Consider the following 14,265-nt stretch of genomic DNA (forward strand, 5'->3'; position numbering starts at 1 on the left):
CAGATGCTAACTATAAAACCTTTCGGCTGTGCTCACGGTGACATTTTCTAGTTTTTTTTATCTTATTATAAAATTCTAATAAATAGCCCAGTAGCTATTTTTGCATATAATCATTGCCTAAAGAAAGATAAATGATTTTTAGTCTTTTTAAAAAGGTGCAAAGGTGTCTTTGGGACTCTTTGACACAGTCCAACGCTCACGAGCACTAATACTATCAGATGTAACAACTTTAGGCTCTGAGTTATCGACACTACCGTAGCTACTAGCTCCACCTCTTGGAATTTGCATACGGTCTCCGTATAACCACACAACCAAATTACTACGTTGTCCACTGATAATTGGGTGCGTTGCATGCGCTACATCACCTCTGTGAATTATTGCTTGCCCTGATTCAAACGTAGTTTGTACTGTTTTCCCCGTGGTTTTATCGTAAAAATCAACTTGCGAACCTGTAAATGCTTCATCGGGTAAGTTAATGTTGATATTCAAAGTAGCAGCAGAAGCATCCGTGTGACCATTTAAATCCTTGTCTTTATCGGGATTGTACTGAATAGAAAAACCAAATGTTTGGTTATCATAACCATAAGTCCCCAATAACAAACGTGCAATTGGGCGCATATAACGATCCATAATTTCGTTATAAAATGCCTGAAAATTCGGTGCTGCAAGATAACCTTCTGAGCGTGGATCAAGCATAATTCCATAACGATTCAATTGTATTCCGTGTGGTGCTCGTTTAGGTATTTGTGAATTTACTACAGCTTCTAGATATTTACGGAAATCCGCTAAGCGTTCTGGGTTAAAAAACTGAGCAACATAAACACCAGGACTAATTTCTTCCCATAAATCGGCAACAGCAGATTCTTTTTCTGGGTTTTCCCATGCTTCTTTAATCGCCTTTTGTAATCGTGGATCTAGCAACGTCTCATCAGGAACTAATAAATTGTCTTTGTTTTCAATTTCCCATTCCGTCCATGCTTCTTCGAGTAAATCTCGGTTACTATTCCAAAAGTGTGAAACTGAAGTTTCACGATTTAACGAGGCTTCACGAGAAGGTAAAGTAAGTGCACGAGCTTGTGCTAATATATTTTTATTTGTCATTGTTTCTATATTTTTTTTGCCAAAAACTGTCGTAATAGGATATTTTGGTTTTTATGTATTTCTGTTTACCTATTAATTAATCGCCTTATTTGTACTTAAATAACAATTAATCTCACTACAAAGGTAGTCTTAGATAGTAATATTTTTTTGGTAGTAAAAACGGTTGTTTAGGTATATTTCAAGGTTTTATTTTATTAAAATTATTTTACAAATCCGCCGTAACGACTCATAATGCTAGTTGCACCAGCTACCGCGTTTTTTAATTCTGGAGTTACATCCCCATAAACATTAAATGTATCCATAGTAGCACCTTCTAAAAACAGAGTTGCAAATTGAGACCATACTTTTAGGTGTGCCAAAGCGGCATCTGCATCTTGGTAACGTTCATAAATATGAATGCTTTCTAGATCTTCTGCTACATACCATTCGTGATTAAGCGAACCTTCTTCTTTAAATGTAGCTGCTGTTATTTTTTCCATGGCTTCCTTGAATTTGGTTTTGTTTATTATTTTGCCATCTACCGTCCAAGCTATGTTATTATTAAGTTTCATAATGTGATATTAAATTGAAAAAACGCCTCCTATACAAGAGGCATTTATACTAAATTTTGTTAGTCTACAAATATTGATTTTACGTGTAATGTGTCCATGTATTCTTTTATTCTAAGAATCTTACCATCAGAAAATTGAAATAAAAAGTGATACGGATTATTATATTCTCTTCCATTGGTTAATTTTCCATAGGAAATGAATTCGGCAGCTACCCTATCTCCTTCTGCGGTCCAACCCACCGGTGTTAATTCTAATCCTTTTGGAATAGCAGATTTTACCATTTTTATAAGTTCTCCAATTCCGTTTTTATCCATGATTCCTGAAACTGGTAGATCCCCTTTAATTCCCATAGATTGCCATGTTGCATCTGTATCTAAATAAGTTAAAGCGCTTGCAGCATCACCTGCAGAAAAACGTTCAAAAAAATCAAGTATCGTTTGTTTATTTTGTGCTGTGTTCATAATTTCTAGTTTTTAGTTTACACCTTGTAATCCCATTAATAAAGTCTCGAAGTTTCTTTGGTTTTCCATATCATTTTGAAATCCGGTATCATCAGCTAACGTAAAACGTTTGATTGCTGGCGACTTACTTGTTGCTTGGTATAACCAGTAGGCTTCCTCTTTTAAAGCATCTTCTATTGGTAAATCAATAGATGCATAAACAGTACGTTTTGCAGCTTCGATAGCATCGGAATTAAATTGTGACATTCTATTTACTAAATCTTCCACAAAATCACCAATTTTATCCGCATCTAAAGCTCTATTTATAAGTCCGTAGGCTTCTGCTTGGTCTGCATCAAAATCTTTTGCAGATAAAATCACTTCTAAAGCTCTACCTAAACCAATTTGACGTGCCATACGAGATGATCCACCACCACAAGGTAAAATTCCCATACCAACTTCCATTTGCATAAATACTGCTTTACCACGTGCTGCAAATCGCATATCTGTTGCTAAAGCAAATTCGTGCCCGCCACCTCTAGCAAAACCTTCTATTTTACTAACGGTAATTTGCGGTAATTTACTAATACGTTGTAATACTTTTTGTAAGTCTAATAACTCAATATCTTCTCTAGCTACAGCTGTTGTAGACATCTCTTTTAAGAAATTAGTATCTGCATGCGCAATGAAAATTTCTGGATGAGCAGATTGAAAAACGACTACTTTAATACTTCTATCTTCTTCTAAAGATGCTGCTAAATCATCCAACTCTTTGATCATTGGAATATCCTGAATATTTACTGGTGGGTTATCAAAAGTTACCCAAGCTTGTCCTTCTTTTACTGCTACTTTAAATGTTTTAAATCCTGTTGTTTTCATGGTGTTATGTTTTAAATTATTAGTGTTGTGTTTTAATTACACTGCAAATTTACAGGAGGAACCAAGGTTTAATTTGGTATAAAACAAAGCACTATTAGTAAAAAACAAGGTTATTAGTAAAAACTTAGGCTAAAGCAGCCTTAAAAGCACCAATAGTAATGCCTTTATAGGCTAAAAAAGTTTTATTTAAATGACTAGAATCTGTAAAACCGAGTTCGATTGCTATTTCTGAGAATTGTAAATCTGTATATTTAAGTCGTGTTTCTACTAACTTCAATTTATAATTAATGATGTACTTTTTTAGGCTAATGTCTGTATGCTTTTTAAAATACTCGCTCATATAATTATCTGCCATATGAAATTCTTCTGCAAGACTTCTAGTAGATAACAAATCTGAATTATAAATATTTGTATGAATAAAATTTATGATTTGCTGAATTTTTGAAGACTCCACAACCTTGGCAGTCATATCGGTATTTAAAAACTGAATGTTTCTAGCAATCAAATGAAGAATTACGGATAATGAATTTTGAATGATGAATAGATCATAGGATTGTTTTTTCAAATTTTCAGTAGAAACCATTTTAATTAAAGACACTAAATGTAGTTTGTCTGATTCTGTTTCAAACTGCATTTCACGTAGTTGGTGACTTTCGCTATTTAAAATACCTTCAATTTTACGAAACCAATCGTTAACAGGAAGAGTGTCGTTTTGCGTATTCGTATTTCTGAAAAAACTCTTTAAAAACTTTATAGCAACAGTTGATGTTGGTGTTTCTGGATTAACAATATAAATATCATCTGGAACAAAAACGAACACACTATTTGAGGTGTAGTTTACCATTTTTCCATTAATCTTTATAGTTCCTGTGCCTTCTTCAAAATAAACAATTTCAAAAAAACGAATGGTAGTATACTTACAAAAGTCAAAAAAGGTTTGCTTTTTATATTCTGCAATAACAATATTCTCGATGATAGTTCTTGGCATAATTTGCTTTTTCTTAAGTTAAACATTTTGTAAATAGAAAAAGCCACTTAAACAGTGGCTTCTCTTCTTATTTAATAATAATAAAAGGGATTCAACTATTAATCAATTCATAAATTATCTAAAAGAAACACCTGTTGTAATAGGCTTAAACCTGAAAATGCAAAATGGTTTTGTAGATAAATCTTTACCATCATTAAACGCAGCACCTTTGTTTACTTGGGCAGCGGACACATACATATAACCGTCTACATGATTGTAGCTTACACCATCTGGCCAAACCATGTTAGAATCTTTCACCATGGTTTTTACACTTTTATCTTTGGCCAAAACAACAGCAACACTGTTGGTCTCTAAAGCTGTTATATAAATATTACCTGCTGTATCAATACTCATTCCTCCATTGTTTGGTTTTTCAGAATAAGTTTCAATTTTGCCATCTAATGCTGTTTCCGTAAAATCTTCATTTACTAAATCTAACGTTTTAATTCTGTAGATTTTAGTTCCGTTTAACGGACCATAATAAATGTATTCAAAATTAGCATCGGCAGTAATTCCGTCATTTCCTACCAACAAATCTTTACCGTTAACCGCTAAATGTTTACCGTTAATTACTGTTGGCGTATTTTCTGGTAATGTTGTGCGCGTACCTTCTAATAAACGACGTGTTTTACCTGTTTTCATATCTACAATAATGAAAGCAGCACCAGTTCCATCGCCTCCATTACCAATACCTTCATCTGCAATTATAAAATAACCGTTTTTAGTATCAACAACCATATCATTTGGCTGCGAGTGCTTTGGTACGGAAGATTTAGGTAAATAATAAATACGTTCTAACTGATTAGTTTTTGTGTTCCAACCCACTATTTTAGGTGTTACATTATCGCGTTGCGCCATATCTAACATCCAAACAATTCCGTTTTCATCGTTTCTAATACCTAGAACATTACTTAGATAATTATCGTCTGTAGTTCGTGGTGTATTCCAAGCTTTATTAGGAAATGGTTTGCTTTCTTTAGTTTTGGCATCCATAATCATGACTCTGTTTTCTGGTGAGAAAAAAGGATGATGACTATAAACTAAATCGCCAGTATCCGTAAACGTAATATTACCAACTGCTTGCGCTGTAGTCGCAAAAACTTCGGTTTCACCTACTGTGTTTTGTGCTTTTATGGACATAACAGATGTGATTAAAATTAATAAGAAACTAATATTTTTCATCTTGAATATAATTATGACGTCAGTTCGAGTGAAATTCTTTTTCAGAATTTTGTATCGAGAATTTTTTCGTTACCCAAACTTCTCGATACTAATTTCTCGTGCCTCAAAATTCACTCGAAGTGACGATATTTTAAAGTTTTACTTGCTCTTTTTTAAATACTCTGGTAATTCTTTAGATAACCAATCTTCACGAACAGGAACATGCACATCTAAATCTACGGTTTCTTCTAAAGCCCAAAACTCATGCGGTACATTTTCAGGAAACACAATCACTTCTCCTGCTCCAACTTCTACAAACGTTTCTTTACCATCAATAATGGTTTTGATTTTTACTTTTCCAGACATAATGTATGTAATCTGTTCGTTTGGATGCTGGTGCCAAGGAATATGTGCATCTTTTTCTAGATTAAAAATGGTCATCTGTCCTTTTTCACCATGAAACCATTTACGTTGGATCCCTTCTCCAATAGTTTCAGATTGCATATCGTCAAAATTGAAATGCTGCACTTTTGAAGTGGCTATAGAATCTTTAGTTGTTACTTGCGCATTTGCAGTATTACCAACAAACAGTGCTGTTACTGCTAATGCAGCTATAATTGATTTATATTTCATATTAAAATCCTTCTAAAACTATTTTACCTTTTGCTTTTCCTGTTTCTAAGAAAGCTTGTGCTTTACGAAGGTTTTCTGCATTGATAATTCCGAAATTTTCCCCTAACGTGGTTTTAATCGTTCCGTTGTCAATTAAACCAGAAACTTCGTTTAAAATATTGTGCTGTTCTATCATATCTTCCGTTTGAAACATAGATCGTGTGAACATAAATTCCCAATGTGTTGAAACCGATTTTAATTTAAACGGCATAATATTAAACGTTTTTGGGTCGTCAATAAAACCAAATCTTCCTTGTGGTTTTATTACTTTAACAATCTCATCTGCATGCTGTTCAGTTGCATTTAAACTCACAATATAATCTGGTGCAGCTAAATTGTACTTCTCAAACTCTTCACTTAATTTATTTCTGTGATTTATTACAGCATCTGCTCCTAATTCTTTTAACCAATCTGTAGTTTCTTCGCGAGAAGCCGTACCAATAATATTCAGTTTTGTTAGCTTTTTAGCCAATTGCACTAATATAGAGCCAACACCTCCAGCAGCACCAATAACTAAAATAGATTTGCTAGCATCGTCTTTAGAAACCTGTAATCTATCGAACAACATTTCGTAAGCAGTAAGCGATGTTAATGGTAAAGCAGCAGCTTCAGGAAAAGATAAACTTGAAGGTTTTTTACCAACAATACGTTCGTCTACTATTTGGTATTGCGCATAACTTCCTTGACGTGTAAAATCTCCTGCGTACCAAACTTCATCACCAACTTTAAATAAAGAGACATCCTCTCCAATTTCTTTTACAATACCTGTAGCATCCCATCCAATAACTTTCCAATCGTCACCTTCTACTGGCATTCCTGCACGTACTTTGTAATCTGCAGGGTTTACAGAAATGGCTTTTATTTCTACTAAAATATCTCTTCCAGTAGCTTTTGGCGTATTTAATTCTATGTCTTGTAATGAGTTAACATCTTCTATTGGAAGATTCTCTTTATATCCTATTGCTTTCATTTTACTTATGTCGTTCTAATAAATTATATTTCAGTGATAATTTCACTTTGTGGTAATCTAGATTTTGGTGTTTTTTCTGTTGAGTTAAAATCAGATTCTGCTCTGTAGCCTAAGGAAACAGCTACTAAAGACGTAAATCCTTTTGCTCTTAACCCGAATTCTTCATCTAAAGCTTTAACATCAACACCTTCCATTGGCGTTGCATCAATACCTAAACTAGCTACTCCTAATAAAAAGCTACCAATGTTTAGATATACTTGCTTTTCCATCCAATGTTGATAATCTTTTAAATCGTATTTATGAATGTCTGCAAATGCTTTTACAGCCCCTAAAAAGCCATTTTTAATGTCTTCATTTGGGAACCTTCCATTTTTGTCATCTATGTCAGCTATGTGCTTGAAATAGTCTTCATCAGCATCAATTTTAGAACAAAACAGTACAACTGCTGATGCATTCGTTATTTTTGGTTCATTAAAATGAAAAAAGCCTTTAGTACCTTTGGCCATACGTGCTTTACCTTCTGTAGTTTCAGCAACTATAAAGTGCCAAGGTTGAAGGTTTACACTTGATGGACTCATCCTTAATAAATTTTTAACCTGTGCCATATCCGATTCAGATATTTTTTTGGTAGTATCAAATTCTTTAGTTGTGTATCTCCAGTTTAGTGTTTCTTCTAAATTCATATTTATATGTTTTAATGATTAATTTTTAGTTATGTACAAAGATAAAACCAGTACACAGGTAAATTGAAGTATAAAAAAAGGTGAATTAGGTATAAATGGAGGTTTTAGACTTTAAAAAACATAAATATTTCTTAATTTTTATGAAATAACCCGAATATAGCCAACCATTTATACTTTTAAAACCATCGTAATCCTTTATTAATACCAAAAAAAATTACTGAACCCATCTAAAGGTTAAGTTAATTCTTGGTAAAATTGGTTTTACTGTTTTAGGAATTTTGTGTTTCCAATTTTCTTGTGTAGCACCTTGCATTATTAGCATGCTACCATGGGCTAACGGAATTTCGATACGTTTTAAATCCTTACGTGTGGCGTGTTTTAACTGAAACGGTCGTGTGGCTCCTAAAGTTACCGATCCAATTACCGTGTTTTTACGTTTACCGACTTCATAATCCTGATGCCAATCTACACTATCCTTTCCGTCGCGATAATAGTTAAGTAAGCAACGTGTAAACTTGACATTGACCTCCTGTTCTATACGTTTCTTGATTTTAATTAATTCTGCAGTCCAAGGACGTAACTTTGTTGTTTTTCCAACATAAGCAACTTCTAAATCGGTATCACCATACCATGCTGTAAGTCTAGGTAAATCTATTTGCTTACCATAAATAGCCATTTGGTCCTGCTCCCAAGTTGTATTATTTAATAGACTTGTATATAAGGCATTACTTTCTTCTATGCTGAAGAAATTTTCGAATAAAGTAACATCTGCACCTGGTAAATCAAATACTGTTTTTACGACTTGATCTGTAGAAAATAAGTTAGGTTGACTAAACACATCCATACTTTTATTGTTTATATATTAATCGAAAAAAGAGCTAAAAACTTACAGTAATTACTGCTCTATTTTACTAGGTATTGCTTTGTTTTTCCTTAGGTCTTTAACAAAAAGAATCAACATAATTATAATAAAAAAAGCGAACGGTAACGACGTGATTATTAGTAAACGCTGTACTGCTTCTAAAACATTGATATCTGCCTTAATATTACCCAACAGTACTAAAGCTATGGTTGCTAATAAAATAAAAATAGACCAGATAACACGATGTGCTTTACTTGGATTTTTAGCGCCTTTATCTGTAAACATACTTAATACAAATACTGCCGAATCTACAGAAGTAATTAAAAAGCTGATCAATAATATAATTGAAGTTATGTTTAAAAATGTCGCAAACGGATAATGTTCAAAGAATACAAAAATGGAAGAAAATACGTTGCTAAATTCATTATTATAAGTTCCCCATTCTTCTATTAATTGAAAGGCAGAGGTTCCGAAAACGGAAAACCAGAAAAAAGTCCCCAAAGACGGAATGATTAAAACACCCAATAGCAGTTGTCTAATGGTACGACCTTTAGAAATACGCGCAATAAATATACCTGTAAATGGTGCCCAAGCCAACCAAAAGGCCCAATAGTAAAAGGTCCAACCGGTTAAGAATTCTAAACCAGGATTATAATCGCCAAGCGCTAAACTCATTGGTACAAAATCGATTATATAATGATATGTAGACGTAAAAAATGCTATTAATATTTGTTTTACATCACTAGTAAAAAAGATAAACAACAAGATCGCAAAAGTAACAATGATATTTAAGTTCGAGAATATTTTAATCCCTTTATTAACACCTTGCCAAGCAGAATAACAAGCCACAGTAGAAATAAACACACATAGTAAAATTGTAGTTATTAGTCCAAAATCTTGATTTGAAATATGATTTAAACCACCATTAATCTGGGTTGTTCCTAATCCGATTGCTGCCACCAAACCAAATACAGTCGTTATAATAGTTATAACATCTACACTGTTTTTTAAGGTCTTGTTTTTAACATCGTCTTCTATAGTTGCGCTTATTCTTACCTTCTTTTTCTTGACGTGCAAGGCGTAACCAACAATTACTGCAAAAAGTCCATAAAAAGCCCACGCTGTAAGTCCCCATTGGTAAAACGTAAACTCTAAAGCGACAGTTTGCGCAGATAAACCAGAAGTAAAAGGCGGCTTTTGTTGCATAAAAACAGGCTCTTGCACTGCTCTTAATAAAATACCAGATCCCATTCCTGCACTATAAAGCATAGCCGTCCAAGACCATAAAGAGTATTCTGGTTTAGACGATGGCTTTCCTAGTTTTATTCGTCCATATTTTGAAAACGCAATTAACAAAAGCGCCAAAACACAACCAAAACCTAAATACAGATAAAAATACCCAAAATAGTTACGCACCCATAATGAAGCACTTTCAATAGCATTATAACTTGCTTCAGTAGCAAAAAACACAACCAATGTACACGCAAATATGATACTTATTGATATTGATAAAATGGAGTGTTTTTGGATGTGTTTTAACATTAAAGCTGTTTTGATTTATTCAAAAATAGGGATTAGAATTTAAATCCTAATCCCTATTAAATAATTTATAACTGTATGGTTTTCTAATTTACCGTTTCTGTCATTTCATTTAAAATAAACTCGTCAACCTTACTTCTGTTACTTTTAAATAATGCGCTAAATATTTATTACCCATATGCTTTTGCCATAACTCACGATTAACCCATTTTTCATGAAATATAAAAAAGTTTGGATTCTCATTATCCTGATGTAAATCATAACTTATATTACCTTCCTCTGCTCTAGTCACATCTAAAAGTTTTAATAGCTCTGCTTTTACAAACGCTCTATGCTCCTCTTTTACTAAAATTCTTGCTACAATTGTTAAATACGATTTTTTCATGAGTAAAATATTTAAATAGTTTTAAGATTAGTCTCAAATACAATACAAAGGTATGATTGAATTGACCTCTTTTAATGTACTTTAAATGGATATTAATGTATAAATAAAGGTTATAAGCATGAAAAATCAGGTTGTTATTTCTTTTTTTTCTAAATTTGAATAGAAATTGTAAACAATCAGACAGAAATGCAAGTAATTGAATCTTTTAAACCTTTCGAAATACAAGAAATAGAATTAACAGACTGGAAACAACGTCCTGTTAAAAACAACTTTTTTGAATTGGTTTTAGTTAAAAATGGTACAGGAACGCAATGTATTAACTATAACGAGCACGCCTATAATAAAGGCAGCATCTTTTTATTACCACCTTTAAAATGCCACTCATTTACAATAGCGCAACCTACACAATTTGTGTTTCTTAAATTTACAGATTCATTCTTTAAAAACATAAATCGCATTACTATTGATAGAAACGAATGGTTTAAGGAAGCCTCTTATATCTTATCAAATTACAACCAATTACCAGGAGATATTATTAAGAATGATGTAGATAGAAACCACCTAGAAAGCTTAATCAGTATGATTTTGCAAGAATCTAGAAACTACGGAGAATCATCTATAAACCTTGTGACAAGCCTAATGACTAGCATTCTTGAAATACTAATTAGGAACATAAAAAAAGGTAGCTATTTTGAATTACCTAAAAATAATTCGGATGATAGAATTACAAAAATGTTAACTTATATTAATGAAAATATTGATAAAACAGAGTTACTTAAAGTGGAAAATCTGTCCGATGTCTTTATGATGTCTCCAACTTATGTTAGCGAGTTTTTTAAAAAACAAGTTAATATGCCTTTACGTGAATATATTATTAAAGCGAAGCTCAAATTAGTAGAAATAAGACTACTAAACTCTGATTTTACATTAACTCAAATTGCTGACGAGTTAGGGTTTACAGATGTTAGTCATTTATCTAAAACGTTTAAACGCTACGCTGGAACATCAATACGTGAGTTTAAAAATAATGGAGAGTATATGTTGTTAAAACGCGGTAGTTGTGCTTCTAATATTAGAGCTTAATTATTTCTTATTTAATAACAAGTCTTTGATCTCTTTCAGCTCGTTTTCCATAGCTTCTTGTCTTAACTTTAAAGCTTCATTTTCAGATTGTAACACTTTAATTTCCTTTGTTTGTTCTTGAATAGCTTTTACCATTGGCGCCATTAAATCGTTATATCTTACACTTAGCATACCTTCGGTATCTTCTGTAATAATTCCGTTTATTTTTGAACTACTATTTTTTAATGTTTCTTGTAATTCCTGAGCTATAAAACCATACTCCAATTTATTCTTTTTGTCATTATTCCTGAAGTAAGATACTGGACGTAATTTGTTTATAAAATCTAGTCCTAAATCTGAATCTTCAATGGTGTTTTTCCAACGTCTATCAGAGGTTATCGTCCATGCTACTTGCACTCCTGCATATGTTATTGCAATACCGCCAATTCTAACTTGGTTATCTGCCGCACCGTCAGGAACATTAGACAAGTATCCTATTGCAATATTATTACTTCCTGTAGTTACATTGTCTAAGGATCTGTGTCCAACAGCTGTATTACCGCTTCCGGTAGTTAATACTCTGGAAGAATGGTAACCTAAACTAGTATTGTTATTTCCTGTTGTGCTTAAATTTAAGGCTATATAACCTATTGCAGAATTATAGTTTCCAGAAGTGTTCTTTGGAAGAGAACTATAACCTGATGCAATATTACCAATACCTGTTGTATTACCAGCCATAGCCCCTCCACCGGTAGCTGTATTATAATTCCCAGTTAAATTAGTTATCATACTATTTATACCAATACTAATATTATAATTTCCTTCGGTATTATTACTCAGAGCTGATTGTCCCATAGCAACATTATAACTTCCTGAAACATTATCTAAAAGAGAATTTAATCCGTTTGCAGTATTACTTGCACCTGTTGTATTATACAACATTGAATTAACACCAAAAGCTGTATTACTACTCCCTCCTATATTATTACTAAGTGCATTAGTACCTACTCCTGTATTATTAACTCCAGTAGTATTATCTCTCAGAGAAGTATTTCCTATCGCTGTATTATTAACCCCAGAAAGATTACTATAAAGCGAATTATATCCCATAGCTGTATTACTTGCACCTGTTAAATTAGAAAAAAGAGCATTTGCGCCATTGGCAGTATTTCCGCCTCCAGCGGTATTAGATACCATAGCGTTGTAACCAGTTGAAGTATTATAATGGGCTGATAAATTAGCGCTTAATGAATTTGCACCAATTGCCGTATTATAAGCTCCTATTGTATTAGTAGAAAGTGAATTTGCTCCACTTGCGGTGTTAAAAGCTCCACTTGTATTTGAAGACATTGCATTTACTCCAACAGACGTATTACTACTACCCGAAGTATTTATAAAAAGAGATTTTTCACCCACTGCAGTATTGTTACTTGCTGTTGTATTTGCATTAAGTGCATTTGCTCCCAAAGCAGTGTTGTGCGCACCGGTAGTATTAGAATACAACGTGTTTGCGCCAACTGCAGTATTTTCATTAGCAGTCTTATTAGAATACAGCGCATTAGTACCGACAGCGGTATTGTAATCACCACTAGTATTAAAAGTTAAAGATTCTGACCCACTTGCTGTGTTATGTGTTCCTGTTGTATTATCAAATAAAGAAAAAATCCCCGTTGCAGTATTATTAGTTCCTGTTGTGTTTTTAGTTAGTGATTGCATACCTAATGCTGTGTTGTTAGCTCCAATAGTGTTTTGATTTAGAGTTAATGACCCGACTGCTGTATTACCTGAACCAGACGTGTTATTAACCAGTGAACTAGATCCCAGAGCTGTATTAGAACTCGCTGTATTAGCAATAAGCGTATTGTAACCAACCGCTGTATTACTACTTCCTATTAAATTGTCCCTTAAAGCGTTTTGGCCAATAGCCGTATTTTGTCCCCCTGACGTATTTGAAGACATCGCATTTACACCAAAACTAGCATTCTCAGCTCCTGAAGTACTAAGCGGTAAACCATTAACCCCAAATGAGACATTATTAGAATCTAATAAACCTGCTTGTATGCTATTTCGTTTAAAAATAACATTTTGATCGTCTGTAGTTCCTATAAAATTTACGGATTCATTTGTTCCAGAATTCCCTAAAATATTCCAATCAGTGCCTGTTGTTTTTGCAGTTGCTAATTGCAACCACTCCGTACCACTCCAATAAAAATACCCAGGAATGACATCCGCAATAGTAGCAGTATTATAGACTAACAAGCTAGCTACTGGCGATGTTATTGTAGTTGTATCAGCGGAGGACGTTAAATTAACTCTAGGAATCAATAATCCCTTATCAGTACTAGTTACATCTAAAATAGCTGATGCATCAGGTGTTGTTGTATTAATCCCTACTTGAGAAAAAGAATTTATTGTACAGAAAAATAATAGTAAGCGTAAGTATTTCATTTATAGCAACTTTAATTTGGGCGATGCAAATTTAGACGATTATACTTGTAGTTTGTCGATTATATTTATGAAGGAACGTATTTTAACATATTTTTTAATGCATATATCCGAATTTCCATGAATTATAGAAATTAAATATTTTATGTATAATTCTGTATGCTAATAATTTAAACAGATGAATAACTTAAAATCAAAAATTCTGTTTAACGTGTTTGAATAGTAAAAATATAACATTTATGATTTAATTATCACGAATAACCCTACAAAACAGGTGTTTATAATGCTTTTTAACTGTGTTTTTAATGCAGGATAGATTTTTATTCGGTTAAACAAAACTATATTATAGATTAAATCTAAATTAGTTTACCCCCTTTTAATCAAACTATTTTTTATATTTATTGAACCAAAGTCTACTAACCTACAATTAATGACAATTAAAAAAATTAGCACATTTCACTTTTTAAAAAAGAACAATGTTTTTGATA

Annotated in this window: 14 protein-coding genes; 1 reads left to right on the forward strand and 13 read right to left on the reverse strand. The window is 32.8% G+C overall.

Features of this window, described 5'->3' with window-relative positions:
- Positions 1-147: 147 nt before the first annotated feature.
- From ACZ2G2_RS13985 to ACZ2G2_RS14040, 12 genes are all read right to left on the reverse strand, one after another.
- Positions 148-1,101 carry a 2OG-Fe(II) oxygenase gene (locus tag ACZ2G2_RS13985; protein ID WP_470392826.1) on the reverse strand — a complete coding sequence of 318 codons (954 nt, stop codon included), beginning with the start codon at positions 1,099-1,101 and terminating at the stop codon, positions 148-150.
- Positions 1,102-1,301: 200 nt separating this feature from the next.
- On the reverse strand, positions 1,302-1,652 hold the full coding sequence (locus ACZ2G2_RS13990) for a putative quinol monooxygenase (protein ID WP_470392827.1): 351 nt from the start codon (positions 1,650-1,652) through the stop codon (positions 1,302-1,304).
- Between the two features lie 59 nt (positions 1,653-1,711).
- A complete protein-coding gene (locus tag ACZ2G2_RS13995) occupies positions 1,712-2,113 on the reverse strand; it encodes a nuclear transport factor 2 family protein (protein ID WP_470392829.1) in 402 nt (133 codons plus the stop codon).
- Between the two features lie 12 nt (positions 2,114-2,125).
- The gene (locus tag ACZ2G2_RS14000) at positions 2,126-2,971 is read right to left on the reverse strand and encodes an enoyl-CoA hydratase/isomerase family protein (RefSeq protein ID WP_470392831.1); all 846 of its coding nucleotides are present in this window, start codon (positions 2,969-2,971) and stop codon (positions 2,126-2,128) included.
- A gap of 124 nt (positions 2,972-3,095) precedes the next feature.
- Entirely contained in the window at positions 3,096-3,959 is an 864-nt protein-coding gene (locus ACZ2G2_RS14005; RefSeq protein ID WP_470392833.1) for an AraC family transcriptional regulator, read from the reverse strand.
- 114 nt (positions 3,960-4,073) lie between these two features.
- A complete protein-coding gene (locus ACZ2G2_RS14010; RefSeq protein WP_470392834.1) occupies positions 4,074-5,180 on the reverse strand; it encodes an L-dopachrome tautomerase-related protein in 1,107 nt (368 codons plus the stop codon).
- A gap of 138 nt (positions 5,181-5,318) precedes the next feature.
- Positions 5,319-5,792: a cupin domain-containing protein gene (locus tag ACZ2G2_RS14015; RefSeq protein ID WP_470392835.1), complete on the reverse strand. Its 474-nt coding sequence runs from the start codon at positions 5,790-5,792 to the stop codon at positions 5,319-5,321.
- Position 5,793: 1 nt separating this feature from the next.
- Positions 5,794-6,801: a zinc-binding alcohol dehydrogenase family protein gene (locus ACZ2G2_RS14020; protein ID WP_470392837.1), complete on the reverse strand. Its 1,008-nt coding sequence runs from the start codon at positions 6,799-6,801 to the stop codon at positions 5,794-5,796.
- 23 nt (positions 6,802-6,824) lie between these two features.
- Positions 6,825-7,484 carry an oxygen-insensitive NAD(P)H nitroreductase gene (gene nfsB / locus ACZ2G2_RS14025; protein WP_470392838.1) on the reverse strand — a complete coding sequence of 220 codons (660 nt, stop codon included), beginning with the start codon at positions 7,482-7,484 and terminating at the stop codon, positions 6,825-6,827.
- A gap of 214 nt (positions 7,485-7,698) precedes the next feature.
- Positions 7,699-8,328, reverse strand: a complete 630-nt coding sequence (locus ACZ2G2_RS14030; RefSeq protein ID WP_470392839.1) for an alpha-ketoglutarate-dependent dioxygenase AlkB family protein — start codon at positions 8,326-8,328, stop codon at positions 7,699-7,701.
- A gap of 51 nt (positions 8,329-8,379) precedes the next feature.
- Positions 8,380-9,888, reverse strand: a complete 1,509-nt coding sequence (locus ACZ2G2_RS14035) for a BCCT family transporter (RefSeq protein WP_470392841.1) — start codon at positions 9,886-9,888, stop codon at positions 8,380-8,382.
- Between the two features lie 109 nt (positions 9,889-9,997).
- The gene (locus ACZ2G2_RS14040) at positions 9,998-10,270 is read right to left on the reverse strand and encodes a putative quinol monooxygenase (protein ID WP_470392843.1); all 273 of its coding nucleotides are present in this window, start codon (positions 10,268-10,270) and stop codon (positions 9,998-10,000) included.
- A gap of 186 nt (positions 10,271-10,456) precedes the next feature.
- Here ACZ2G2_RS14040 and ACZ2G2_RS14045 point away from each other — a divergent pair, with 186 nt between their 5' ends.
- Positions 10,457-11,353: an AraC family transcriptional regulator gene (locus tag ACZ2G2_RS14045; protein WP_470392845.1), complete on the forward strand. Its 897-nt coding sequence runs from the start codon at positions 10,457-10,459 to the stop codon at positions 11,351-11,353.
- On the opposite strand, the gene ACZ2G2_RS14050 is transcribed toward ACZ2G2_RS14045, so the two are convergent.
- Positions 11,354-13,780 (reverse strand): tail fiber domain-containing protein, encoded by a 2,427-nt coding sequence (locus ACZ2G2_RS14050; protein WP_470392847.1) that lies wholly within the window; start codon positions 13,778-13,780, stop codon positions 11,354-11,356.
- Between the last annotated feature and the right edge of the window lie 485 nt (positions 13,781-14,265).

Source organism: Olleya sp. KKT75 (genome assembly GCF_055635485.1).